We start from the raw sequence: 26,232 nt of genomic DNA, 5'->3' as shown, positions 1-26,232 counted from the left end.
TCTCCTATTTAGTTGCCAAATCAGCACTAAATTCACATAAGATCAAAAGTTTAACCAATAGCTTATAAGTATTTTACCACCATACCAAAAAGACTTTGTGTAGAGTTCCGGTTTCATCTTTTATCCAAATCATCGGTGCTCTGTGGTTTTCTAAAAGCAGATCTACCGTGCTTATAAAAGTTTGCCAAGAGCTCCAAATCACATCTGCTATTGGGTCTAAAAACCAGTCTAATTTTTTGGGGATATAAAACTTACTGGCTTTGAAGTGTTGCAACTGGTTTCTATGCAAATAAAACCCTTTAAGAGCTTTAGGGTTGAGCTTTTCAAAATCCACCTGTTCTCCATAAGGCGCAAACAACTGCGCCTTGAATAAAACCCGTTGTTCTAATTGTTGAGCCTCTAATCCTAATTGTCTGAGAACCGGTTGACAAGTGTCTGTGTGCAATAATGGCAATTGTTTTTGACTTAGCTTATCGAGCTTTTCAGAAAAGCTGTCTTTGCGATTGGGACCAATCCAACGTACTATGGTATTGCTGCCCAAGCTCGCATCATATAGGTAAAATTTATAAACGATTTCTAAATGAATGGGGGAGCGGTGATGTTTGATCAAGGCATCCAACTCTCCTACGGTCTGTTTGCCGTCTTGAATTTGAATGTTTTCGGCAATACTTTCAAAATCTTCGGCAGTATCCATCTGGTTAAAAACAAAGCGTTCTGCCAGTTGCCCCAAGCGTAATGGTCGTTCCAATTTCCGAAGAAAATGGAGACTAAAGTCTGTGATTTCTAATTGGTGCAAACCTCTTATGTCGTCCTGTTTCCATAGTAGTGGCGTAGCGCAGAAGCCTTGGTATAATGCTTGTAAATTGAGTATCTCTTCCATAAATAGAGCCCTAATTTACAATTATCTTTGAGATACTTAAGCGATGGGCTAAGATTGATCAGCTGTCACTATTTTGAGACGTGTATGATATGGGTGGAGATCATGTCTTTGTCAACTTTTAAATGCACATCATAGGTGCCTTTATGGTCAAAAGCATAAGTGAAGGACAGTAAACCATTTTCTGAAATTACATTTTTAATCTTGAGATTTTTTTCACCTTGATGCGAATAGCTTACCAATTGAATGTGCTTGGGGTTTATTGGCTTGAGGGTTCGATACTTAAAGATGATGTCACTGTTTATGCTAGTTCCAACATTAAAAGCTGTTGAAGTTGCTGGTATGATTTGATGCTGAAATGCGTCGTCGTAGATTAATGGGGCTTTCACAAAAGTGCTTGGAGAAATGGATGCTTCTAATAACCATTTGGTCTGCAATGGATAGTGGTTGCTTCCAAATAATTCAGGATCAGCTAAAAAATAACCATCGTTATAATCCTTAACAAAGGTCGATCCGTTGCGTAAATAACCACTAGACCAAGTGGCATCGCACAAATACCATTTATTGTTGAGAAACACAGCATTCCACGAATGATTAGCCACCTCTAAGCTATCCACGTTAGTGGCTACTGTTCTGCCATAGCCATCGATAATTTCACAATGGATATTCGCCAAAAAACAGAGTTCCTTAATGAGATAGACATAACCGGTACACATGGTTTTTTTATATTTTAGCAGCTTTTTAAATGCCGTTTTTTTGTACTCTTCGTTCCATTTGAGATACTCGCTTTCATCATTTTGATAGGTTTTGCGTTTTCGGCTCACGATGTTTTGCTGTCTCATATCGCCTCTAATATTATTACAGACCCAAGTGTAAATTGACCGAAATTTTTCTGCTTCGGTTGGTAGGTTATTGGTGAGTTGATACGCCAACAACGGGAGATTATTTAAACTGCTCCCTTCGTTTCATTGGGCGACCCGATCTTCTCTGCTAAAATCAATGGCATCAAAATCTGAAATTTGTGCATGCGTGCTATATAAAATGACTAAGAAAAAGAATAGGAGCAACGTTTTCATTTAGAACTTTTGTTAATTTTTTTTAGAACTATACACCTCTTTTACAGCCACTTTTCCCATGATGATACAGGCGTCCATTTTCATATTGACTTCAAGAGCTATCGCCAGTGCCGCATCCTCATTGGTAATCACTACTTTTTGAGATGTAAAGCCCAGATAACTAAAAATAAGAACGTCACCTTTTTTTAGTGTTCTAGGAAACTCAAAATCGCCGTCAAAATTGGTGGTGGTTCCTATAGTGGTGCCTTGCAATAGAATATTAGCTCCAGGCAGAGGAGCGACACCATCGGTCACATGACCTTTCACCACGATATCATTTTCAAATTGAGAGGCTTTAATTGCTAGTGGTTTCTTTTCACCTGTAGCTGTTGGCGTGTTGGCCTCTTGCGCCTGACCTGTAGATATAGAAAATAAGGAGAGACAAGCCAAACCAATACCGGTAAGAAATCCCATAGTGGTTCTTTTTTGCTGAAAGGGTTGCAATTGGGTACTATTGAATCTCCCGCAGGTATTTTGAGAGGCGTTGTGTTTAAAATAGTGGGCAACCTCATGAGCCTTCATACTGGTGAAGTCAATCACTTCTTTTTCACAGGAGCCGCAAAAGCCGCCTTGGGTAGTGGGGGAGAACTGATCAAATTTCTCAGAGCAAGGTGTTTTAATGTTCAATTGGAATTGCTTTTTCATAATCTTCAGGTTTTTAGTGTTACAAAACATCAAACCTAAAGTCTTATCCTGTGGTTAAAAACCCATAATGAGCGAAATGCCCTTTTCAGTGGGTAAACGGTCTCTTTTATTTAGTTTGTAACTTTTAAAATGATGAGCGCACTAAATAAGTGAACCAAGAATGGGCACATGCGGTAATTAAATCAGCTTACGGTGGTGATATATATTACTTAAACTTGCTAAATACGTAGTGTTTACGCTACCTTTGTACTCAATAATTACGCACTATGGCAACGACTTTTTTTGATTTAGGCATTCGTAAATCTCTAGTAAAGGGATTAAAGGAGCTCAATATTAAGACTCCTACAGATATACAGGAGCAGGCAATCCCAATCTTGTTGAAAAACAATACAGATTTAGTAGGTTTGGCGCAAACGGGAACAGGAAAAACCGCCGCTTTCGGACTGCCAATTCTTCAAAACATTAATCCGAAGGCAGATCATGTTCAAGCCTTAATTTTAGCGCCTACACGAGAATTGGTGCAACAAATTCAAAAACAGCTTTTCAAGTTTACAAAATATAGCGAGGATAAAATTTTCTCTGAAGGCATTTATGGCGGAGAGAAAATGGATATTCAATTAAAACGAATTCAACGTACCACTCATATTATCGTGGCTACTCCGGGACGCTTATTGGATTTTATTGAACGTGGAGAAATCAATATCAAGAACATTGACATCTTGGTGCTTGATGAAGCTGATGAAATGTTGAGCATGGGCTTTAAGCAGGATCTCAACAAAATTTTGAAATACACAACGGGTACCAGACATACGTGGTTATTTTCTGCTACAATGCCAGAGGAAATTGAAAAAATGGTGAAAACCTATATGAGCCCTAAAGCGGTGAGAATTGAGATAGACAAAAACAGTTTGGTTAACGCCAATATCTCGCATCATTATGTGGTGACTTCAATTAAGGAGAAAACCAATATGGTCATTCGTCTATTAGATAAGTACAGTGAAGACCGCGGAATCATTTTTACAAGAACCAAAGCAGGAGCCATGCAACTTACCGAGAAATTAAAAGCAGAAGGCTTTTCGGTAGATGCGCTTCAAGGCGATATGCAACAAAAGGAACGTGATAAAGTAATGCGCGCCTTTAAAAATGAATCACTACAGTTTTTAATCTCAACTGATGTATCGGCTCGAGGCATAGACGTTAACAATTTAGCGTTTGTGATACACCACCAACTTCCAGATCAATTAGAATATTATACGCACCGTAGTGGTCGTACCGCGAGAGCTGGTAAAACAGGCGAGTCTATTGCGCTCATCATTTCTGGCGAAGAGCAAGAAATTCAGAAAATTCAAAAAGACCTGGATATCAAGTTCAAGCAACTAACCTTGTAAGACAACCAAGTCGTATTTGAGGCTTTAACAGGAAGGCTCCCATCATATGGGTTAAAATGTAATTCGTTTACGTTTACCGATATGCTTGTTTTTTAAGATATTTAGTTTTTAATCAAAACACATATATCATGAAAATAGGAGTTATAGGAAGTGGAAATATTGGCGGAAACTTAGGAAAGCATTGGGCAAAAGCAGGGCATGAAGTGCTCTTTAGTTCAAGACACCCTGAAGAATTGGGCGATTTAGTTCGCGAGAGTGACGGTAAAGCCAAAGCTGTAAGTATTGAAGAGGCTTTTGAAGCAAATGCAGACGTATATCTTTTGGCAACACCGTACAAAGCCATTGATCGCTTATCGGAATTGTATGCAGGAGAATATGGTGGTAAAATTATTATTGATGCTACTAATCCGTATCCAGAACGTGACGGAGACATGGCACAAGAGGTAAAAGATAGCAATCGTAATGCTTCGGAATATACGGCCATGAAATTTGGAACCGCAAAAACGGCTAAGGCATTCAATACAATTCATGCAGAGCATTTAAAAGATAGAGCTTGGAGAACAACTGATAAGGTTGCTATTCCTTATGCCGCGCAAGATGAAGACAGTAAAAATAAGACCAGACAACTTATTGAAGACATTGGGTTTGATGCTGTTTATGTTGGAGATCTTAGAAGTACCAAACAAATGGATCCTGATCAAAAACTCTACGGAAAATCAGTAGGGCGTCAAGAATTAGAAGACATGATGCGTTAATTCCAAATGATATCTATAAAAAAAGGACTGCAGTTTTGCAGTCCTTTTTTTATAGATATATGTGAAGTTATTATTTAACATGTTCTGAAGTACGCTCTAGATCTTCATTCCCTGGTCCGCCTTGACCATAAAGTGAATTCTCTTCATCTTTAAGCGTTTTCTTTGTTTTATCGCTAGGTAAATCCCTTCCCGGAACATCAAGATCTTTTCCTGTAAAGTCAACATCCTTTTCCCGATTTTTAAGCAATTCATCATCGCTCATATCGGTCTTGAGGTTACCGGCCTTGTCGCCCAAAGCTTGTTTATCTTCTTTTGTAATTTCAGGATTATACGTGTTTTCTTCTTTCTTTTTATTATCGTTTGACATAGTATACATTTAATTTTGGTTAATTACAGTTATTAAAAAGTAAGGCATCTAATCCTTAAGATTAGATACCGCATCTTATTAATTTACGTAAAATGCATAAATTACACCAGGTAGCCATCCTACTAGGGTCAATAATAAACTAATTAGAAACTCAGTACCTAGACCGTGATTTAAGAATACAGCTAATGGTGGTAAAAGAATATTTAAAATTATAGTTAACATATGATTGTGTTTTTTTGGTTCATGACAAGTTAATTCTACAAGTCCCATAAAACTGTCGCTAAAACAGAAATTATTAATCCATATACCGAGACTACTTTTGTTTTAACTTATCTGTAACCTTATCATCGGCAAGACGCACAGTGAAATCGCTCTCTCCACCATAAAGCTTGATTTCTTGTATGTCTGCAGGTAAATAGTACCCAGCATCTTCTAAGGCTTCCTTTACCTGGCGTACCACATTACCTTTGGTGATAAGTGCCATACGTCGAAAATCCTTAGTATCTACCCAAAAGAACACTTTAAGATTAACGGTACTTGTAGCAAGTTCATCTTCTATCACAAAATTCTCGTGCTCTTCATCTTCAATAACATTGGGTTCTCTTCTAAGCGCTTCCATAACGGTAGATTTGGCGCCATCAATGTTATCTTCATAAGCAATACCTATAGTAAAGGTCCAACGGAAAAAGCCATCTTCGGTGTAATTGGTAACAGGTTCTGTAAGGACGTCACTGTTCGGGATATACACATCTTTTCCGTCAAACGTTTTCAATTTGGTATATCGAAACTCCAAGGCTTTTACTTTTCCGAAGTTGTCCCCAATTTCAACTGTATCGTTCACATCAAACGGACGGTTAAAAGATAAAATGATCCCTGCGATAAAATTTTCACCAATATCCTTAAATGCAAATCCTAAAACCACAGCACTTGCTCCGGCAGCAGTTAAAATGCCAGCTGCAATACCTCCAAGGCCTGCCGCTCTTAAAGCGAGCATAATGGCAATGACAATTAAAGTATATTTAATGGCTTTCCCCAAAAATTTACTCATCAAAGGATCTGCTGTTCTTGCAGAAATACGGGCTCTAGCAAAACGTCCCAGCCAAGAGCCAATAAGCGTTCCCAATATAATTATAACGATTGCAATGGCAATATTAGGGAGTTGATCAATAAATGAGGTGACATAATCATGAAAAGATTCTGTTACGGTTTTGGTAGTTGTTGGTTGCTGCATAATTTAAGTTTGGTTCAAAATACTGCCATTTTTAATGTTTGATTAACTGAAAATCTAAAAATTGGTCTTTTATCGCGAGAATGGATAAAGATGCTTTGCGTCAGTATTGAAATTGTATGCGTTAAAATAAAAGGATTAGAGGCATTATATTGTAATTAATCAAACAAAAACAAACTATGAAATTATACGAATCTTACAAATTAGGGGACATTACCCTGAAGAATAGAATAGTGATGGCGCCCATGACGCGCTCAAGAGCTATTGATAATATCCCAAACGATTTAATGAAAACTTATTATTCGCAAAGAGCGGGTGCGGGTTTAATTATTTCAGAAGGCACATCACCCTCCGTTAACGGATTAGGATATCCTAGAATTCCTGGTGCTTTTTCACCAGCGCAAGTAGAGGGCTGGGGAGATATTGCTAAAGGCATTCACGATCAAGGCGGTGTGTTTTTTGTGCAATTGATGCACACAGGCCGTATTACAGCCAATGAAAATTTACCTGCTGAAGGTACGACGCTAGCACCAAGTGCGGTTAAGGCAGATGGCAAAATGTATACCGATGCTAAGGGTGAAGTTGACCACGAAACACCAAAAGCGATGTTGCAGGAAGATATCGATAACGCCCAACGCGAATATGTAAACTGTGCAGAAAACTTAGTAAGAGCTGGGGTTGATGGAGTAGAATTACACGCAGCCAATGGGTATTTGATGGAGCAATTTTTAAATCCAAAATCTAATTTACGTACAGATAATTATGGTGGTAACTTTGAGAACAGAGCTCGTTTTGTTATCGAAACTGCCAAGAAAGTAGTTGCTGCAGTAGGTGCACATAAAGTGGGAATTCGTTTTTCTCCTTATGGTTCTATGAATGATGTGGAGCCTTATTTTGAAGATTTAGAAGAATTGTACGTGTATTTGGCGGCAGAATTGAAAGCTTTAGGTATTGCTTACATTCATATTGTAGATCATCGAGAAGCCATGGGGTCTCCAGATTTTAAAACGGATATTAAGGAAACGATCAAAGGCACATTTGCAGGTACTGTTATTACTGGTGGTGATATTGATTCAGAGAAAAAAGCCAAAGCGGTTTTAGAGGAAGGCTTTGATTTAGCTTATGTAGGACGCTCTTTTATCTCAAATCCTGATTTTGTGGAAAAAATTAAAAATGGAGAAGAATTAACAGATCCCAATCCAGACCTTTTTTACACACCAGGAAAGGAAGGTTATACAGATTATTAAAGTAACTGTGAAGGAAAAAATCTAGATGCTCAATTCACTGCATCTTGAGATACAATTAATTAAAACGAACTAAAATTAAAATTGAAATGAATAAGATAAAAGCTTATGGCGCGGACGAACAAGGCGCAAATTTAAAAGAAATGACTATAGAACGTCGCGATTTACAACCTAATGACGTTCAAATAAAAATAACCTACTGTGGTGTTTGTCATAGTGATATTCATCAAGTGGATAACGATTGGAATAACAGTAAATACCCAGTAGTGCCAGGCCATGAAATTATTGGTAGAGTTGTGGCTGTTGGTGATGACGTAAAAAACTACAAAAAAGATGATTTAGTAGGCGTTGGCTGTATGGTAGATTCATGTCAAGAATGTGGAGCTTGCGAAGACGACATGGAGCAGTTTTGTGAAAAAGGCATGACCGCTACTTATAACGGTAAGAACAAACATACGGGCAAAAACACCTATGGCGGCTATTCTGAAATGATAGTAGTGCGCGAAGAGTTTGTATTAAGCGTCCCGAACAATCTAGATGAAAAAGCTACTGCACCTTTATTATGTGCTGGTATCACAACGTATTCTCCATTGGCGCATTGGAATGTGAAAAAAGGAGATAAAGTAGGAGTGATTGGTCTTGGCGGTTTAGGTCATATGGGGATCAAATTTGCTCACGCCATGGGAGCGCATGTGGTTATGATTACAACTTCTCCTGGGAAGGCAGAAGACGCGAAATCCTTAGGTGCTGATGAGGTGTTGATCTCAAAAGATGAAGAAGCGATGAAGAAACATCAAGGTTCTTTTGATTTTCTGTTGAACACTGTACCTGTAAAACATGATATTAATCCTTATTTACAATTGCTGAAACGAGATTCAACGATGGTTATGGTAGGTGCCATAGAGCCCTTAGAGCCAATGCACGGTGGAAACCTTATTATGGGAAGAAAACGTGTTGCAGGATCGTTGATTGGAGGTATTAAAGAAACCCAAGAGATGTTAGATTTCTGTGGAAAACATAATATTGTAAGTGATATTGAGATGATCAATATGGATAATATCAATGATGCTTACCAACGAGTGAAGGATTCTGATGTGAAGTATCGTTTTGTAATCGATATGGAATCATTGAAAAATTAAAAAATCTTAGGCAGATAATTAAAAGAGGGAAGCGATCTATCGCTTCCCTTTTTTGTTTTATAACTCTTTTTTGAATCAAGATTTTTGTGTGCCACACGATATTTTTTTAACAATACAAATTTTGATTTAGATGTTTTTATAATTATTATCTTTATGTTCAGTGTAATATATTGATTGCTAAGGCGCTATTCTAAATTAAAACACCTATCGTAATGTTAAAAGTTCCATTAACTATTTTAGTTTCTATTTTCACGATCTTATTAATAACTCTTTTTGGTTTCGCGGTGTTCATACTAATCCAAAATGATTTAAATAGAGATGCATTTAAATGGTTAAATCAATTTTACATTAATTTTACGCTTTGTGCATTTTTTCTTGGTTCAGTTTTCAATCAATCAAAAAAGAATAAACTTAAATGTATAAAGTCTCCATGGTTGACTTTATGTATGCTCATTGGAGGCGTTTTAATGTTTGGTTTTTTCATTTTAAAATTAATTGAATTTGGACTTTCAAATTCGGGTAAAGTTTTATTCTGGCAATTATCAATTGCGCTAATGGCAATTTGCTCAATAGGTTTATTTGTGAAATTACATGTTGGTTTGATAAATTCGAAAAACTAAAAATCACGAAGCAGATAAATAAGAAAAGGGAAGCGATAGATCGCTTCCCTTTTTTTATGCTAGGTCACCATCTTAGATTTTTACGATCATCTTACCAGTATTTTTGCCTTCAAATAAACCCATAAATGCACTCGGGATATTTTCAAAACCCTCTACAATAGTTTCTTCATAAGTTAATTGATCTTCTTTTAAATACTGTGCAAGTTGCTTACGCGCTTCACCAAATTTATCAGCGTAGTTTCCAATAATAAAACCTTGCATTAAGGCACTGTTCTTAATAAGAAACGGTCTTACACTCACGCTTTTTGGCGTAGACGTTTCATTGTAAACGGCAATGGCTCCACAATTGATCGTTCTAGAAAACTTATTAATATTGAACAAGATGGCATCTGAAATCTCACCACCAACATTATCAAAATAGATGTCTACACCATCTGGACAATTTTTTTTAATGGCTGCTCCCATATCATCTGTAGTATTGTAATTGATGCCCTCATTATAACCAAATTTCGATTTGAGTTTATCTACTTTTTCGTCGGTACCAGCGATACCTACTACCTTACAGCCCATTATTTTACCTATTTGCCCCACGGTACTTCCTACGGCACCCGCTGCGCCAGAGACAACTAAGGTTTCCCCTTTTTTAGGTTTTCCAATTTCTGTAAGCCCTAAATAGGCCGTTAGACCTGTCATGCCTAATACGCCTAGGTAGGCAGATAGAGGGACATCTTTGTCGTCAATTTTTTGAATGTTCTCACCGTTAGAAATTTGCTCTTTTTTCCACGGAAGCATTCCTGTAACCATATCGTCTTTTTTAAACTTATCGTTTTTAGAATCTGTGACCTTGGCCACCACCAATGACGACATCGGTTTGTCAATCTCAAAAGGTTCAACGTAAGATTTTGCATCGCTCATGCGTCCCCTTAAATAAGGATCTACAGATACGTATTGCAATTTGAGTAGAATCTCACCAGATGACAATGCTTTGAGGGTGTCCTCTACAAATCCAAAATCGGATTCTTTTGGTTTACCGTCGGGTCTACTTTTTAATACTATAGTTTGAGTTTTCATGTGTGTATATTTTTATGTACTCTAAGATGATGATTTTGATATCAAAGTTGTGCTGTGTTACTAAAAATATTAACCCGGTTGACTTTTGGGCCTATAAACCTAGGAGGCAATGCTGGGTTTTAACAATAGTTTATCTATATTCCGAAGGCAATAGGCTAGTGGCTTTGTAAATTCTTACTTACATTTAATGTTGGCTAAAAATGCCTGTAAAAATTGTTTTTAATTAATGGATTCACCAACTTTTAAATTACAACACCTTCCGAAGTTATTGGTTAAAACTGGTAAAATTTGGTTTAATGATGAACCGTTTAGGCTTAGTGCGATTGTGGCATACTACGCCATTTTATCCCTGCCAGCGTTAATCATTATCATCTTGAACGTTGTAGGAAGCATTTGGGGAAGAGATATTGTTCAGGGAGAATTGTTGGGAGAAATTTCATCAGCACTAGGTCCAGAAACAGCAGATTCTATAAGAATGATGATTGTAGATCAAGGGAGCAAATCGACTTCGGTGTTTGCAACAATTGTTGGTATAGGGACTTTGATTTATGGTGCAACGGGTGTGTTTTTTCAATTGCAATCTACTTTTGACCAAATTTGGAAAGCAGAGGAGAAGTATAGCAACGGTATTGTGGCCACCTTAATGAGCCGGCTTAAAAGTTTTGGGTTTATACTTATTCTAGGATTTTTGCTGCTGGTCAGTTTTATTTTAACGTCTTTATTAAGCACGTTTAGCAGACGCTTAAAGGATTTATTGCCAGAGTATCTCTTTCAGTTTATTTACATTTTTGATATTGTGTTATCCTTAGGGTTTATATACGTGCTCTTTGCAGCCATGTTTAAATTTCTACCTAGTAAATCAATACGATGGAGAGCAGTTAGAATCGGTGCTGCAATTACCGCCATATTATTTATGATTGGTAAATACCTGTTGGCCATCTATTTTAGTGAAATGCAACCCGGTTCTACTTATGGGGCTGCGGGCTCAATTATTTTGATCATGCTCTGGGTGTCTTATTCAAGCTTGATTCTATTTTATGGTGCCCATTTTACTAAGGTCTATTCTGATACCTATCTTATCACAGAAGATACCGAAGATAGTTCTGCGTAAATAAATAGGCAATCCATGCGGGATATTGGATAATTTTAAATTTTACTTAAAATCGCTCGCATCTAAAAGACGAAGGCATTAACTTTGTAGTTCTCAAAAACAAAGCATGACAGATCAGGAATTAGGACTTCAAGACAAAAAAACAGACAAAGAATTATATACCTATCAAAAAGGAGCCATTGATCAAATCTTCGAGAAATTTGATACCGCTCCCGATAATCACCATTTATTATACCAATTGCCAACAGGGGGAGGTAAGACCGTTATTTTCTCTGAGATGGTACGCCAATATTTAAAAAATCACCAGAAGAAGGTATTGGTCATGACACACCGTGTAGAGCTTTGCAAGCAAACCTCTACAATGCTTACCAATTTTGGGGTGACCAACAAGGTGGTAGATAGTAAAGCAAATCTTGATGATCAACAAGATTATAGCTGCTATGTGGCCATGGTAGAAACGCTTAACAATAGACTTAATGATGATAAACTCGACATTTCTGATGTAGGTTTGGTTATTATTGATGAGGCACACTACAACTCTTTTACAAAGCTGTTTAAGTTTTTTGAGAATTCATTTATTTTGGGAGTAACGGCTACCCCGTTAAGTTCTAATAAAGACCTTCCTATGAAGGATAATTATAACGAACTTATTGCAGGAGAGTCAATAGAAGCTTTAATCGAAAATGAATTTTTGGCTAGAGCAGAGGTCTTTCAATATGATATGGGCTTAACATCTTTAGAGATTGGAAGCAATGGTGATTATACCGTAAAATCTTCTGAAGATCTTTATACAAGTCCAGCGATGTTAGAGAAAACATTGGACGCCTATAAAAAACACTCCAACAATAAAAAAGCCTTGATTTTCAACAATGGTATCAATACGTCAATTATGGTGTATCATACCTTTAAGGAGGCAGGTTTACCGGTAATGCACCTAGATAATACCGCTACAAAAAAACAAAGAAAACAGATTCTGAAATGGTTTAAAGAAACTCCAAATGCCATTCTAACTTCGGTGAGTATTTTAACCACCGGTTTTGATGAGCCTACCATAGACACCATCATTCTTAATCGTGCCACAAAATCACTTACCTTATATTATCAAATGATTGGTAGGGGATCACGTATTCTTAACAACAAATCGAAATTTACGGTGATTGATTTAGGTAATAATTATCACCGATTTGGTCCATGGGGAGCCGATCTGGATTGGGGAGCTATTTTTCGCTCGCCAAATTATTATATGGATCGTCTTAAAGATGACGAGACCATAGAAAGTGAGTTTAAACATGTAATGTCTGACGAGCTCAGAGAGGAGTTCTCAGATTCTGAAGAGGTGTACTTTGATATTAAGCAGGTCTATAAAGATGCTACATTTAGTGGAGAATCTTCTAAGGTGGTTTTGGAACGCTCCATTGAGCAACATGCTAGAATCTGCGTAGAGAATAGCGAAGATGTTTATGATGCTTTAGCCCTTGCCAAAATGTTAGGAGAGGATATTGATGCAAGAATTGAGGTCTATGCAAAATGCATTAGTAAGAGCACCTATAATTTCATCAAATGGTTACGTGATGATTATAGAAAAAAACTGAATAGCTACTTACGTCAAAATTTTGATGAAGTTTTTGAGGATATTCATGGGCACCCTCCTGAAGAATGAAGATAGATTTCTCACTAAAACCGTTAAAAGCTCTTAAATTAAGTTAATAAAGCTTAAAAAAATTGAAGAATTAGAGTGATGCGATTATATTAAAAGAAAAACATATAATCATGACACGTATATTTACAATCACATTTATTTTAGTTTCTTTCTTTTCATTTGCTCAAGGGCATCCTTCAGTAGAAGATACCTCTTTAAAAACGGAAGAAGTTGCAGATAATATTACAGATCAGTACGATCAAAAATTAGCAATGACTTACAAGCAGAAGGAGTTGTTTAAAAAGAAGGTTGAAGACTTCTTAATTTTGCGCAAAAAAATTATGGATAATAATGAGGGCGAAGCAGAATTGAACGCGTTGGTTAATTTACAGGCAGAAGAAACCTTGGCGATGAACGATGTACTTACTCGGATTCAAATGGATCTTTACAAAGATATCAAACCCACGATTCAACCTCTAAAAGTTGTAGAAAAAGAAAAGAAATAAGCAAATCAAAATATTTGATTCAAGCACCTATAAATGGCAAATACGTTAATACGATTTGCCATTTTTTTGTTTCTTAAAAGAAAAAAAGATGAGAAAGTTCTTATTACTATTCGTTCTTGCCAGTACATCTTTAATCAATTGTAAGGGCAACTCTAAAGACAATCCGTTAATTAAAGAAGACTCTGGGCTTATGGCTCCCAATGCCGAGTTTGGAGAACAGCAATCCTTATTTGAAGCCTTGGAAACCAACCCTAAATATAACGGATTTTTAAAAATGGTCAATATGGCCAAAATGTTTGATGAATTAAAAGACTTAGATAACGTTACCATATTTGCACCAGATGATGCAGATGTTAATAACCTTATTGATAACGAGCTTGAGGGATTAACCGCTCAGGAACGTCTGGAAAAGTTGAGAAACATCATCAATTACCACATTGTAGATGACGTTATCACAGGGAGCGCACTCAATGCTTCAGTGGTGCCAGTAGATAAAGGCGTATATCGATTGATGACTAAACAAGGCGCTTTCATTTCATTCGTAAAAGAAAATAACATCATCATCATTACTGATGAGTTAGGAAATGAAGTGAACATTTTAAAATTAGATATTGAAGCAACTAACGGCGCAATACATAACATAGGTGGTATGTTAATGCCACAAGATAATAATACCATAAACACAGAAAAATAATGATAAAACCAAGAACAAAAGTACCCAACATTAGTATAGATTTAGTAAATGATACCAAATGGAATCTAGAGGAACAAGATCCTAAGAATTTTAGTTTGATTGTATTTTATAGAGGGAAGCATTGCCCAGTCTGCAAAAAATATCTTGAGGAACTTCAAAGTAAATTAGATCAATTTACGAGTAGAGGCGTTAACGTGATTGCCATAAGTGCCAATACCGAAAAATTAGCGAAAGCTACTTATGACGAATGGGATATTGCAGATATTCCTGTAGGGTTTGAATTTCCGATTGAAAAAGCAAAAGAATGGGGATTGTTTGCATCTAAAGGCATTAAGGAAGAGCCAGACATGTTTTTTGAGCCAGGGTTGTTTTTAATTAGACCAGATGGAGAACTGTATTGTTCTTCGGTACAAACCATGCCTTTTGCCCGTCCAGATTTTGACGACCTTTTAAAAGCTATTGATTTTATTCTAGACAAGGATTATCCGGCTAGAGGAGAGGCTTAAATGCCATTTCAATACATAAAATGTAACGGACGTTCGGCATCATTTAGTCATGAAGCCAAACGTCCTTTTTTAATTTCAGTATGAAATTCTCATAAAAAGCAAAACCGCAGCTTTTGTAGCAATGGTTTTACGATTATCTTTATAACATGAAAAGAACGGACTATAAAATCCACATCGTTGGTGCTGGAATCAGTGGACTCATTGCAGCCAAAACATTAGAAGCACAAGGCTATAAACCTGTCATTATTGAAAGTTCTGGCCAAGTTGGAGGTCGGGTAAAGACAGATATTATAAATAATTATCAGCTAGACCATGGATTTCAAGTACTTCTAGAGGCTTATCCAATGGCTAAAAAGCATTTGGATTATAAGGCGTTGCAACTTCAAAAGTTTATTCCAGGAGCCGTTATTTTCAAAAACGGTAAAGCTTCAACTATTGGCGACCCGCTTCGGGATCTATCGCTACTCTTTTCAACCTTAACGGCAAACGTGGGGAACTTTAGCGACAAACTTAACATTTTAAAACTCAATGTAAAGCTTAAAAAGAAATCCTTAGAGGATATCTTTTCTTCGGAAGAATTAAGCACACATGACTATTTGGTAAAAGAAGGATTTAGTGCAGATATGATTTCAAGCTTTTTTAAACCCTTTTTTGCCGGAATATTCCTAGAACCACATTTAGAAACGTCTAGTAGAATGTTTGAATTTGTCTACAAGATGTTTGGAGAAGGACTCGCGGTGATGCCAAAAGCTGGTATCAAGGCCATCCCTGAACAATTACAATCGCAATTAAAGCATACCAAATTTTTATTCAATACTAAAGTTTCCGAAGTAAAAGATGATCACATCCTTCTAGAGAACCAAGAAAAACTGGATACCCATTTTACCATTATTGCCACTGAAGCCACGTCATTAATTTCTAATTTGAACACAGAAACTCATTGGAAATCTTGTGATAATTTATATTTCACATTGGCAGACCGCCATATTAAAAAGCCAATTATTGGGCTAGTGGCTGATGATGATGCGCTTATTAATAATCTATTCTTTAATTCTAACCTAGACACCTCAACATCAGGAAACCAAGAGCTATTATCGGTTACCGTGGTAAAATCCCATAACTTAAACGAGGAGCAATTGATTGAGCGCGTGCAAGCAGATTTAAAGACCTATTGTGATATTAAGGACACTGTTTTTTTGAAACGCTATACCATCAAAAAGGCGCTTCCGAAGTTAAAAGATTTACAAAACAACTGCTCTCCAACCGAAACCCAATTAAAACCAACGATATTTTTGGCAGGAGATCAAATGCTTAACGGATCTTTAAATGCCGCTATGTGCTCTGGAGAACGTGCGGCCCAAGGTTTGATTTTAACCTTAGAAGATGGATTACGCGTAGAAGGCATTACTTCAGAATACCGATAAAGGATATTTGCAGTATCCTCTAGATTTGAGATTTTAGTTTCGATAATGTCATAAGTATTTGTTCTTATAAACTCGAGATTTTGGGATACAAGACAACCTTAATTTTTATAACTTTAGAACACAGTTTTATTGAGAAGCTGTTTAAACCTAAAGTAAATGTCTCTAGAGAAAAATAATTATGTTGACTTTCATTGCCACCCGGCGCTAAAGCCTTATGGTAAAAGTTTTAACTATAAAACGATTGGTGTTAACAATTTTAACCGAAGTCGCTCTAATAGCATTTGGCACTACAACCCGCCATCAATTGGGGATAAGCTTCTTAATTACATTGTGAATTTAACCAAATTTTCACAAGCCAATTTCACCAGTTTATCCAAAGGAGGAGTATCTGTAATTTGCGCTTCCCTGTATCCCATAGAAAAACCCTTTTTTGATAATAAACTAAAAACCGAGTTTTTAAAGGACATGGCTTCTAATTTTGCTACTGGCGTGGGTAAAAAGCGTGTGGATGCCATACAGAGAATGGTTAATTATTTTGAAGATCTAGATCGAGAATACGACTTCTACCTGCAATTGAATAATGTTGTGTTTACTTTGCCAGAGGGAAAGTTTAAATATCGAATTGTTCGAAATTATCAAGATATTGAAGCGGTTATCGAGGCTTCAAAACAACCCAGCACCAAGATTACGACCATTTGCGTGATCCTATCTATAGAAGGATTACACGTGCTAAACAGTAATATAGAGTTACCGCCCAACGAAGACGATTTTCTGGCCAATCTCAAGGCCATCAAGCAATGGGATGCACCGCCGTTTTTTGTGACCGTTGCGCATCATTTTTGGAATCACATTTGCGGACATGCAGAAAGCTTTACCAATCTGGTAAAAAGTCAAGTAGATCAATCTCAAGGATTAAATCTCGGTTTTACAGCCATGGGTGTAAACATTATAAATGAGCTTTTGAGTGATACCAATGGACGTCGCATCTTAATAGATGTCAAACACATGAGTGTGGCTTCGCGACAAGAGTTTTATGATATTATAGACAACACACCTGCCTATAAAAACCTTCCTATAGTTGTTAGTCATGGTGCAGCTAATGGTTTGGCTTCCTTTAAAGATCAAACTCAAAAGGGATCTACTGTAGCTACAAAGCTTAACCCAGTGGATATAAATTTTTTCAATGCCGAATTGATTCGTATTGCTAAAAGCAAAGGCATTTTTGGCCTGCAACTAGATGAGCGGCGAGTGGTCAATAAGCAAACCTTAAAGGACACTAAGAGCGCTTTGAGCCGTTCTAAAATTATGCATTATAGATCTGAGTTACTTTGGTACCAAATGCAACATATTGCTGAGGTCTTAGATGCAGAAGGACTTTTTGCTTGGGATTGTATGGTGATTGGTAGTGATTTTGATGGTATTATTGATCCCTTAAATTCATTTTGGACTGCGGAAGAGTTGCCCTTTCTAGCTGATTTTCTAGAGCGGCATGCTTATAATTACCTTCAGAAGAAACCCTTTAATAATCCAGATAATAATCTGGAGGCTGACGAGGTGATCTCTAGAATCATGACTAAAAATGGCATGCGTTTTTTAAAGACTAATTTTTAAGATTTTCTTTGGAATAGATCAAAGATGATTTTTGTAATTTATAACGCTATTGAAAAAATCATAAACATGAAATTACTACTCACATTTCTAACGGCCTGTTTTTTGATGAGCTGCGGGTCTTCTAAGACAAGTGCTACTCCAGAACAGATTGCAAAATTAGATCAGTTGGTGCGTGAGAAGTCATTTGAAATAGAATCAGACTGGGCTTCGCCTATGGCAACAAATGCGCTATTGAGTCTTCAAAATGCGGGTTTTTTTCCTCCAGGAAGTTCTGCGAGTAACGTTAGCCTAATTGGTAACTCTAACTATTTCAGAATAAAAGGTGATTCTATTTCTGCGGAATTACCTTATTTTGGCGAAGTACAGATGTCTTCTGGTCATTATGGAGGCGATGCAAGTATAACGCTTGAAGGCACTATAGAAGATTATAAGGTGAATAAAAACGAGAAAAAGAACAGCTATACCATGACCTTTAGGGCACGTAGCAAAAATGAAGGCTATTCGGTTTTTTTAACCTTATTTCCTAGCGGAAGAACGTCGCTGCGATTAAATGGTGATAAACGATTTTCAATAGAATATACTGGCGATGTGATGGCGTTAGATCCAGAAGTTAGCATGACGCATTGAAATAGAATCGGTCATCAGAAATTGTAACTTCAAAATAAGTGCTACTAAGTCAACAACTTACTTTCTAAATTTCAAAAATAAATCCTTAAAGACAATTCCCAACCTCAATCTCTGGGTGTGCTGGTCATATGTAATTAAGTTCTCAGAATAGCCTAAAAAGTATTGGAGATAGATAAATTGATCAGAAGCGTCAGAGATACGGTAATTGGCGCCAAGAAGGATGCTGCCTTTCCAATCTAAGCTAAACCCTTTTCTAATTTCGGTCTCAAATATAAAATTGTGGTTCAGTTTATAGGACAAATCAATTTGTTGATAGCCTCTATAATCTGTAATATCTCTATTGTCCTCTTTATTACCAACAGGCAACCATACTTTTAAACTTCCAGTCAAATGGTCAGATAAATAACGCTCATAAATGAGAGAAAGGCGGTTCCAACTTCTAGAACTGTCACCACTTAGTCCGTTGCTCTCATGTTCAAACTGAAATTGTACCAATCCATCATAGGCTTTCCCTTTATAAAGCGGTTTTACCAAAGCTACTGAAGGATTATAATTGGTTTCTCTAAAAGGGAATGATTTTTTGTAAACATCCCAAAATGCAGTTTGTTGATAGGTAAAAAACAAATAGGTGTCAAAAGGAAGCGTTTTGTTGGTCAGCCGTTGCTTAAACCCAATTTTTAGTTTTCCGTCGCTATTATTTTCATCAGGTGTTTCGCCTACAGTAGTTCCAGTAATAAAGTAATTGTTGCCATAAATAGTAAACCCTGGCATATCCTTTATTTTATTGTTGAGCGTTGTGCTGTCTTTTTTAATGTCCGATTGGGCAAAAGCGACGTATTGCATTAAAATGACACAAAAGGAAGCAACGAGGTGCCGTTTTGAGAAAAAAGCATTCATAATTAAGACGGGATTGGTTTATGCAAAATTAATTATAAAAACAGGATTCGCTTTTATCTGTCCAAGATATTTCTTGTTTTACGGAAAACGTCTGTTTCAATTGAAACAAAGCAATTTTTGATTGGATACCGTCAGTCTAAACAGCCAATCGTCTCTATCTTGTAACTGAATATAAAAACAAAAAAAATGAGTGATAAGAAACAAATAAAAACCATAAACCCAACAACAGAGGAAACCATTAAAACCTATGACTTAATGACTGAAGCCGACGCTATTAAAAGTGTTGAAAAATGTCATGAGGCTTTTACGGAATGGAAGCACAAGTCCTTAAAGGATAGAGCAGAACTAATCAAAAGTATAGGAAAACAACTTTCTAAGCAAAAAGATGAGCTGGTACAGCTGATGACTGCGGAAATGGGTAAACTTATAAAACAAGGGCATCAAGAAGTTGAGCTTTGTGCTGCTATCTGTGACTATACAGCTACAGAAGGAATGAAAGAACTTCAAGACAAACACCGAGAATTGCCTGAAGGCGGTAAAGGGGTTATTCAATATGCACCAGTAGGAGTGATTTACGGAATTCAACCATGGAATTTTCCTGCATATCAAGTGATTCGTTATGCTATTGCAAATTTAATGGCAGGTAACGGTGTATTATTAAAGCATGCAGAAAACGTAACAGGATCAGCATTGAAGATTAAGGAGATTTTTGAAAAAGCAGGACTTCCTAAAGACCTATTTACTGTATTGGTGATAGATCATGACGTGTCAGATAAAATTATAGAACATGATTTGGTGCGAGGAGTTACTTTAACAGGGAGCTCTGCAGCTGGTAAAATTATTGCTAAAAAAGCTGGAGAGAATCTTAAAAAGACCGTATTAGAACTTGGTAGTAATGATGCCTATTTGGTGCTAGAGGATGCTGACGTTGAATTAGCGGCAAAAACTTGCGTACAAGGGCGTATTTACAACAATGGTGAAACTTGTGTAGCTGCAAAACGATTTGTTGTGGTAGAGGCGGTGTACGAAGAATTTAAAAAGGCCTTCGTTAAAGGGATGGAAGCCATTAATCATGGAGATCCTACGAAAGACGACTCTAAAATGGGGCCAATGGCAAGAAAAGATCTTCGCGATAAATTGCATGAGCAATTAGAAGAAAGTGTAAAGAAAGGCGCAACCATTCTATGTGGTGGTAAAGTACCGAGTGGGAAAGGATTTTTCTATCCATCAACAGTGTTAGCCGATGTAAAACCAGGTCAACCAGCTTACGATGACGAGTTATTTGGGCCTGTGGCCTCTCTAATTAAAGCAAAAGATGATAAGGACGCCATGCGTATTGCCAATGATAGTCGATTTGGTTTAGGTGGTGGAATTTTCTCTAAAGATGAAGATAAGGCCTTCGAACTTGCCAAATCACATTTTGATACAGGGATGGTATTTATTAACTCCTTTGGATTAGCACAGCCTAACATGCCGTTTGGTGGCGTAAAAAATTCAGGCTATGGTAGAGAACATGGTGGCTTCGGAATTAAGGAATTCATCAATGAGAAATCTGTTATGAGTCTTAATAAGTAAATAGTTCAAACTAAAACAATAAAATAATGAGCACTAATAATTTATATAATAAAGAAGCCAAAGCTAAAATCAAAGAGCTTGCAGAGTCGATTGATTTTGCAATGTTGGCAACAACAATCAACCACATGCCGTTTCATGTGATCCCTATGAGCACAAAGAAAGTAGATGATGAAGGGAACGTTTGGTTTTTGAGTGGAAAGGATAGCGATCACAATAAAAATATTATCGCAGATCCTAAAGTACAACTAATGTATAGTAAGCCTGGAGATATGACCTTTATGGTAGTTTCTGGTGAAGCTACGATTACAACCGATCCTCAGATTCTGAAGGAGTTGTACGGCAAAACTGATGATAATTGGTTTGATGGTTTAGATGATCCTAATTTAACAGCCATACAAATCAAACCGCATTCAGCACATTATTGGGAACCAAAACATAATAAATTGGTGACTTTGTTTAAGATGGGCGTAGGTGCCATATCTGGAGAAAACCCTGATATTGCAGAACAAGGGAATTTACATTCTTAAGTATAGAATTTTGATAAAAAAGCCAGTAGAAATTATTCTACTGGCTTTTTTTATGCTTGTGTGGCAATAAGTCAATGTCATCTAAATGGTTTATCTTTAGGCTGTTTTACTAACCAATATGACGTTGACGTGTTAAAATCGATAATACTGGTTTGTGTTATTTTAATAACGTTCTCTTTTCCATTGAGAGCTCAAAACACAGACTTGAGTAGTGACGAGGCTTTTGAGAAATATCAATCCATAACAGCGCTTATGGAACAGTCTTTCTCTGAAAAGGATATGAAAACGTTCAGACGAAGCTCATTTACAGACAAACAACTTCAAAGTTATTTATCAAATCATTTTAGACGACTTGATTTACTCACCAATATTGAAGGGCATCATAGTTTAAAACTCGACAGTTACCTCCACTCAGGAAATTGGTTCCGGGAAATTGGATTTCCTAAAGAATCTATAAAGTATTACAATGCGTTTTTTGATCACCATAAACGTTATGCATCAGAACTCACCAATGGTGAAAGGGCCAAATACGTAGATATGCTCAGCTATGCCCATTCTATTTTGGCTGAGAACTATGCCAAAGTCGGACTTTTAGATAGTGCCGCCTTAGAGCATAAGGCAAACATGAACTACACGAAGTCTTTAGATTACATCTATTATCCGTCCGCCATTAATAATTACGGGCTCTATTTTCTATGGTACAAAAAAGACTTAAAAACGGCTTTACATCATTTCGAAACGGCTTACGATATCTTGAAATCTAAATTTCCAGATCATACACTTATTGGCAGCGTTAGGGATAATATTGCAGATGTTTATATAGAAACCAACCGTTTAAGTGCAGCTTATGACTTATACAAAACCAATTTTGAATTCTACAAAACAGCCATTAATGAAAAAACCTCACAACCAGATGTGCAGCGCTTGATCAATGCCGGCGCTCAATTAATTACAACCGGCGTAAAATTAAACCAATTGAAAGAGGCTCAAGAGACGCTCACTCAATTGGAGCGCATTATGGAAACAGATACTACTGGCGTTTCAAAAAGTGAGAATGCAGTAATCCCTTATTTGGACGCTAAAGAACGCTTGCAATTTGCACAAAATAAAACATTAGAGGCTTACGAGACGGTAAAGGCTTCTAAGTCATTTTCAGATAGTTTAAGAGAAATAAGTAATGCGGCAGATAAAAAATGGCGGGAAGAGTTAAATGATATTACTCTAGATCGCGTGGCTTTAAATTTTATGATAGATCGCATCCAAAAGGAAAGTGAACTTAAAAAACAACGTTCAAAACTCTGGATTTCTGGTTTGATATCCTCCTTTTTTATTGTCTTGCTCTTGTTTTTATTTTTAAGCAGAAGGCAGCATTTGGTCAATGCAAAAAACAAACAATTGATAGCAGAGCATGAATATGAAAATGCAACACTTAAGGTTTCTCAACTCAATACAGAAATTGAATCTAAAAAAAGGGATCTATCAGACTTTGCTATTACATTAACCCAAAATCAAGAATGGGCGAACCATCTGTCTGAAAAATTAGAACAGATCAAACAAGTTAGTGGGGCTGAGAAAACAAATTTACTTCAAGAATTAGATATAGAAATTTCAAATAAAATCACTTTTGATGAAGATACCAAAGCGTTTTTTGAGCGTTTGGAAAAATTAAGTGATGCCTTTTTTAGTAAGCTTACAGAACAATTTCCTAATCTCAGCAAAAACGAAATACGATTGTGCTCGTTGATTCGATTAAAAATTGAAAGTAGAAGTATTGCGACACTTCAAAACATCACCTTAGCATCTCTCAATACCAGCAGGTATCGTCTTAGAAAAAAACTCAATCTTCAAGAACATACAGATTTAGATGCATTTATTCAAAATCTATAATTTCCCTATTTCATATAAAAAAGAAGTTACAAAATAGAACTGTCTATTGATTGTCTATAGGCTGTTCATTGTCTGTCTATCTCATTTTTAAGGTTTTAGCTAAAGTTGTGTCTAACTTAGCGATATCTAAAAGTGCGCATCTAGTACCCTTATTATAAAGCTAGTGGCCTCTTAATTATCAACCTTAAAATCCATTTGATTATGAAAAGCTGTATTCTTGGTTTATTTTTTTTAGGTCTAACCACCCTTTGCAATGCGCAACATGAAATGGCCATGGTCACTTCAAAATTAGATCATGCTCCTAATATGAAATCCGTTTCGATCAATGCCGACTATCTTAATAGTTTTAAGAATCATGATGTGGCAAAAAGAGCTCAGAAACTTCAAAAAATTGCGGCCAACTACAACATAAAAGCACAATCTGTATATACATCAAGCAAAAGCGTTACTTACACTGTAGATTTTAATGAAGCCTTAAATCATATTCAGGCCATTTATGATCATACTGGTAAATTGGTGCAATCTATTGAGATTTATAAAAATATGAGATTACCATACGCTCTTAGTAAAGAAGTGTCAACATCTTATCCAGGTTGGGCTTTTGAAAAAATTGAATGTCACGTAAATTATACCCAAGGCTTAGAAAAAATAGTGGAGTATCACGTTGAACTATCCAATGGAAAAACATCTAAAACAGTAACAGTGACCCTATAATTAAAAACAACTTGTCTTAATTGAAACAGAATCTTTTTTGGATTCTGTTTTTTTATGCGCTTTCGTAGCGGCGTTCCATGACAGAGTCTTTAATGTGTAGCAAACTATTAACCACGGCAGTCAATTCGAAATTTAAAAACTTTGAATTTTTCTTACTGAATTGAGGAATATGGTAAGCATATAAATTCTGACTTCCTTTTTTGACACGAACAAAATAACTGTCTTTGTCTGCATCTAAAATCACAGAACTTTTGTAATTACTTTCAGTAAGTAGCCAATAGCACAAACTGTTGATTTGGTTGAAAAGTGAAAGATTTGCATTCATAATGTCTTATTTTTTAGTAGGTTAAAAATAAAAGCTATCACAAAGCTATAGGGAAAGGACTCTGCTTCAAACTTTTTTTGTTAAAGTCTATCTTTAGTCCGACAAAGTGAGCGTATTTACACGTTGTCGATATTAAATTGATTTTGTGGAGTATAGCTCTAAACAAAAGTGTATATAGTGTTAGTGTTTCTATCGAGTTAATGTTTTATGTGTTCCCATTAAACAGGTTTCGAAAATTTTAATTTATTGTTGTATGGAACAAATATTAGTAGCAGGTGCAAATGGCACCACAGGAAAAAAAATAATAGATCTTTTAGAAAACTCTCAACTTTATAGTCCAGTTGCAATGATTAGAAAGAAGGAGCAGGAAGAACAATTTACTAAAAGAGGAATTCAAACCATTTTAGCAGATTTAGAAGAGGATATCCAGGATGTCACAACAGGTATGGACAAAGTTATTTTTGCAGCTGGTTCTGGCGGTAAAAAAGTAACAGCCGTAGATCAAGAAGGTGCGAAAAAAATGATGGATGCAGCTAAAAAACACGACTGCAAGAAATTTGTGATGTTGAGCTCCATTGGAGCAGATCAACCAGAGAAAGCCGATCAACTTCAAGACTATTTAAAAGCAAAGCATAATGCAGATGAATATCTTTTAAAAAGTGATTTGAAATACACCATTGTACGTCCAGGATCTTTAAACAATGATCATGGTACTGGCAAAATCAAACTGGCAAAACACTTAGACAATTCGGGATCAATTAGTCGTGATGATGTTGCGCAAACTTTGGTAAGCGCACTTCATGATGATGTTGCCAATAATAAAACTTTTGAAATCTTAAATGGTGATACCTTAATCGCCGATGCGATGAACACTATATAATACATCTTACAATGGAAGTAAATAAAGCCGTAATTGTTACTGGAGCAGGTTCTGGTATAGGTAAAGCAACGGCAAAAAAGTTTGCCAGTAAGGGCTTTAACGTGGTATTAAACGGAAGAACAAAAAGTAAATTAGAAGCAGTTTCGAAAGAAATCAATGCGAGCAATACCTTAATAGTTGCAGGCGACGTCTCAAAACCTGCAGATGTGAAGCAACTCGTAGAAAGCACGATTTCTAAGTTTAAGACCATTGACATCTTAGTCAACAATGCCGCAATATTTGTTGGTGGTACGATAGACAAGGTCTCGTTGGAAGATTGGAATAAGCAATTGGAAGTAAACGTCACTGGGCCTTACTTGATGATTAAAGAGACCTTACCATATCTTGAAAAGAGCAAGGGGAACATAGTGAATGTATGTTCTGTCTCTGGTTTAGGAGGAGATTGGAACGCCTTTGCTTATGATAGCACTAAAGGAGCCATTCAGTTAATGACCAAAGCTCTGGCATTGGATTTTGCAGCAAAAGAGATTAGAATCAATGCAGTGGCGCCTAGTTTAACAGATACTGATATGGGAGAAGGCGCAATGGATGATGAAGAGGTGATGAAGGAATTTAAAAAGCGAATTGCTATGGGCCGTGCAGCTAAACCGGAAGAAATCGCAGATGTTATTGCTTTTTTAGCCAGTGAAGAAGCAAGATTTGTTACCGGAACAATTTTACCGGTAGATGGCGGTTTAAGTGCATCTAACGGACAGCCAAAATTATAAAATTAAATATGTTTACTGAAGCCAGAATTAATTATAATTCTGGCTTTTTTTATTAAAAACAAGTTTAATTTTTAAATTGAAGTCCAATCATTT

The 26,232-nt window shown here is 36.5% G+C and carries 28 protein-coding genes; 19 read left to right on the top strand and 9 right to left on the bottom strand.

What is annotated here, in order from left to right:
- Positions 1–73: 73 nt before the first annotated feature.
- The 3 genes from P176_RS0100295 to P176_RS20315 all read right to left on the bottom strand — a co-directional run bounded on the left by P176_RS0100295 (position 74) and on the right by P176_RS20315 (position 2,637).
- The gene (locus P176_RS0100295; protein ID WP_026752824.1) at positions 74–880 is read right to left on the bottom strand and encodes a DUF1853 family protein; all 807 of its coding nucleotides are present in this window, start codon (positions 878–880) and stop codon (positions 74–76) included.
- Positions 881–948: 68 nt separating this feature from the next.
- Positions 949–1,809, bottom strand: a complete 861-nt coding sequence (locus P176_RS0100290) for a transglutaminase domain-containing protein (RefSeq protein ID WP_037348590.1) — start codon at positions 1,807–1,809, stop codon at positions 949–951.
- 156 nt (positions 1,810–1,965) lie between these two features.
- Complete coding sequence (locus tag P176_RS20315) at positions 1,966–2,637, bottom strand: carboxypeptidase-like regulatory domain-containing protein (RefSeq protein WP_026752822.1); 672 nt, start codon at positions 2,635–2,637, stop codon at positions 1,966–1,968.
- A 266-nt stretch (positions 2,638–2,903) separates the two neighbouring features.
- On the opposite strand from P176_RS20315, the gene P176_RS0100280 reads away from it, so the two are divergent.
- Together P176_RS0100280 and P176_RS0100275 are read left to right on the top strand one after the other, a co-directional pair.
- Entirely contained in the window at positions 2,904–4,025 is a 1,122-nt protein-coding gene (locus P176_RS0100280) for a DEAD/DEAH box helicase (protein WP_026752821.1), read from the top strand.
- Between the two features lie 128 nt (positions 4,026–4,153).
- Complete coding sequence (locus P176_RS0100275) at positions 4,154–4,780, top strand: NADPH-dependent F420 reductase (protein ID WP_026752820.1); 627 nt, start codon at positions 4,154–4,156, stop codon at positions 4,778–4,780.
- Positions 4,781–4,850: 70 nt separating this feature from the next.
- Here the strand turns inward: P176_RS0100275 and P176_RS0100270 are convergent, their stop codons facing one another.
- From P176_RS0100270 to P176_RS0100260, 3 genes are all read right to left on the bottom strand, one after another.
- Positions 4,851–5,147 carry a hypothetical protein gene (locus P176_RS0100270; protein ID WP_037348588.1) on the bottom strand — a complete coding sequence of 99 codons (297 nt, stop codon included), beginning with the start codon at positions 5,145–5,147 and terminating at the stop codon, positions 4,851–4,853.
- A 78-nt stretch (positions 5,148–5,225) separates the two neighbouring features.
- Entirely contained in the window at positions 5,226–5,369 is a 144-nt protein-coding gene (locus P176_RS0100265) for a YqaE/Pmp3 family membrane protein (RefSeq protein ID WP_026752818.1), read from the bottom strand.
- A gap of 91 nt (positions 5,370–5,460) precedes the next feature.
- Positions 5,461–6,378, bottom strand: coding sequence for a mechanosensitive ion channel family protein (locus P176_RS0100260; RefSeq protein ID WP_026752817.1), 918 nt, complete (start codon positions 6,376–6,378; stop codon positions 5,461–5,463).
- Positions 6,379–6,554: 176 nt separating this feature from the next.
- On the opposite strand from P176_RS0100260, the gene P176_RS0100255 reads away from it, so the two are divergent.
- The 3 genes from P176_RS0100255 (at position 6,555) to P176_RS0100245 (ending at position 9,378) form a co-directional block, all read left to right on the top strand.
- Positions 6,555–7,622 (top strand): alkene reductase, encoded by a 1,068-nt coding sequence (locus P176_RS0100255; protein ID WP_026752816.1) that lies wholly within the window; start codon positions 6,555–6,557, stop codon positions 7,620–7,622.
- A gap of 86 nt (positions 7,623–7,708) precedes the next feature.
- The gene (locus tag P176_RS0100250; protein ID WP_026752815.1) at positions 7,709–8,758 is read left to right on the top strand and encodes an NAD(P)-dependent alcohol dehydrogenase; all 1,050 of its coding nucleotides are present in this window, start codon (positions 7,709–7,711) and stop codon (positions 8,756–8,758) included.
- 212 nt (positions 8,759–8,970) lie between these two features.
- Positions 8,971–9,378, top strand: coding sequence for a hypothetical protein (locus P176_RS0100245; protein ID WP_026752814.1), 408 nt, complete (start codon positions 8,971–8,973; stop codon positions 9,376–9,378).
- A gap of 72 nt (positions 9,379–9,450) precedes the next feature.
- Here P176_RS0100245 and P176_RS0100240 read toward each other — a convergent pair whose 3' ends face one another.
- Positions 9,451–10,449, bottom strand: coding sequence for an NADP-dependent oxidoreductase (locus P176_RS0100240; protein WP_026752813.1), 999 nt, complete (start codon positions 10,447–10,449; stop codon positions 9,451–9,453).
- A gap of 226 nt (positions 10,450–10,675) precedes the next feature.
- Between P176_RS0100240 and P176_RS0100235 the strand changes: the two genes are divergently transcribed.
- The 8 genes from P176_RS0100235 to P176_RS18705 all read left to right on the top strand — a co-directional run bounded on the left by P176_RS0100235 (position 10,676) and on the right by P176_RS18705 (position 18,567).
- The gene (locus tag P176_RS0100235) at positions 10,676–11,560 is read left to right on the top strand and encodes a YihY/virulence factor BrkB family protein (RefSeq protein WP_026752812.1); all 885 of its coding nucleotides are present in this window, start codon (positions 10,676–10,678) and stop codon (positions 11,558–11,560) included.
- Positions 11,561–11,666: 106 nt separating this feature from the next.
- On the top strand, positions 11,667–13,220 hold the full coding sequence (locus P176_RS0100230; RefSeq protein WP_026752811.1) for a DEAD/DEAH box helicase: 1,554 nt from the start codon (positions 11,667–11,669) through the stop codon (positions 13,218–13,220).
- 110 nt (positions 13,221–13,330) lie between these two features.
- Positions 13,331–13,705 carry a hypothetical protein gene (locus tag P176_RS0100225; protein WP_026752810.1) on the top strand — a complete coding sequence of 125 codons (375 nt, stop codon included), beginning with the start codon at positions 13,331–13,333 and terminating at the stop codon, positions 13,703–13,705.
- An 88-nt stretch (positions 13,706–13,793) separates the two neighbouring features.
- A complete protein-coding gene (locus P176_RS0100220; protein ID WP_026752809.1) occupies positions 13,794–14,399 on the top strand; it encodes a fasciclin domain-containing protein in 606 nt (201 codons plus the stop codon).
- Complete coding sequence (locus P176_RS0100215) at positions 14,399–14,905, top strand: peroxiredoxin-like family protein (protein WP_026752808.1); 507 nt, start codon at positions 14,399–14,401, stop codon at positions 14,903–14,905. Before P176_RS0100220 ends, P176_RS0100215 begins: the two co-directional genes overlap by 1 nt.
- 146 nt (positions 14,906–15,051) lie before the next feature.
- The gene (locus P176_RS0100210; RefSeq protein ID WP_026752807.1) at positions 15,052–16,329 is read left to right on the top strand and encodes an FAD-dependent oxidoreductase; all 1,278 of its coding nucleotides are present in this window, start codon (positions 15,052–15,054) and stop codon (positions 16,327–16,329) included.
- A 156-nt stretch (positions 16,330–16,485) separates the two neighbouring features.
- Complete coding sequence (locus P176_RS0100205; protein WP_026752806.1) at positions 16,486–17,940, top strand: membrane dipeptidase; 1,455 nt, start codon at positions 16,486–16,488, stop codon at positions 17,938–17,940.
- Positions 17,941–18,006: 66 nt separating this feature from the next.
- Positions 18,007–18,567, top strand: a complete 561-nt coding sequence (locus tag P176_RS18705; protein ID WP_197022119.1) for a DUF4251 domain-containing protein — start codon at positions 18,007–18,009, stop codon at positions 18,565–18,567.
- Positions 18,568–18,624: 57 nt separating this feature from the next.
- Here the strand turns inward: P176_RS18705 and P176_RS18700 are convergent, their stop codons facing one another.
- Positions 18,625–19,464: a phospholipase A gene (locus P176_RS18700; RefSeq protein ID WP_051605335.1), complete on the bottom strand. Its 840-nt coding sequence runs from the start codon at positions 19,462–19,464 to the stop codon at positions 18,625–18,627.
- 186 nt (positions 19,465–19,650) lie between these two features.
- Here P176_RS18700 and P176_RS0100190 point away from each other — a divergent pair, with 186 nt between their 5' ends.
- The 4 genes from P176_RS0100190 (at position 19,651) to P176_RS0100175 (ending at position 24,167) form a co-directional block, all read left to right on the top strand.
- Entirely contained in the window at positions 19,651–21,039 is a 1,389-nt protein-coding gene (locus P176_RS0100190) for an NAD-dependent succinate-semialdehyde dehydrogenase (RefSeq protein WP_026752805.1), read from the top strand.
- A 26-nt stretch (positions 21,040–21,065) separates the two neighbouring features.
- Positions 21,066–21,566: a pyridoxamine 5'-phosphate oxidase family protein gene (locus tag P176_RS0100185; RefSeq protein WP_026752804.1), complete on the top strand. Its 501-nt coding sequence runs from the start codon at positions 21,066–21,068 to the stop codon at positions 21,564–21,566.
- Positions 21,567–21,770: 204 nt separating this feature from the next.
- Positions 21,771–23,453 carry a tetratricopeptide repeat protein gene (locus tag P176_RS0100180; RefSeq protein ID WP_156032928.1) on the top strand — a complete coding sequence of 561 codons (1,683 nt, stop codon included), beginning with the start codon at positions 21,771–21,773 and terminating at the stop codon, positions 23,451–23,453.
- 201 nt (positions 23,454–23,654) lie between these two features.
- Positions 23,655–24,167: a hypothetical protein gene (locus tag P176_RS0100175; RefSeq protein ID WP_026752802.1), complete on the top strand. Its 513-nt coding sequence runs from the start codon at positions 23,655–23,657 to the stop codon at positions 24,165–24,167.
- Between the two features lie 52 nt (positions 24,168–24,219).
- Here the strand turns inward: P176_RS0100175 and P176_RS0100170 are convergent, their stop codons facing one another.
- The gene (locus tag P176_RS0100170) at positions 24,220–24,492 is read right to left on the bottom strand and encodes a hypothetical protein (protein WP_026752801.1); all 273 of its coding nucleotides are present in this window, start codon (positions 24,490–24,492) and stop codon (positions 24,220–24,222) included.
- 253 nt (positions 24,493–24,745) lie between these two features.
- On the opposite strand from P176_RS0100170, the gene P176_RS0100165 reads away from it, so the two are divergent.
- Positions 24,746–25,372: an SDR family oxidoreductase gene (locus tag P176_RS0100165; protein WP_026752800.1), complete on the top strand. Its 627-nt coding sequence runs from the start codon at positions 24,746–24,748 to the stop codon at positions 25,370–25,372.
- 11 nt (positions 25,373–25,383) lie between these two features.
- Complete coding sequence (locus P176_RS0100160; RefSeq protein WP_026752799.1) at positions 25,384–26,139, top strand: SDR family NAD(P)-dependent oxidoreductase; 756 nt, start codon at positions 25,384–25,386, stop codon at positions 26,137–26,139.
- Positions 26,140–26,232: the final 93 nt, after the last annotated feature.

It is taken from the genome of Sediminibacter sp. Hel_I_10, from assembly GCF_000688335.1.
Taxonomy (GTDB): domain Bacteria; phylum Bacteroidota; class Bacteroidia; order Flavobacteriales; family Flavobacteriaceae; genus Psychroserpens.
This window is presented reverse-complemented; position numbering and strand designations above follow the sequence as displayed.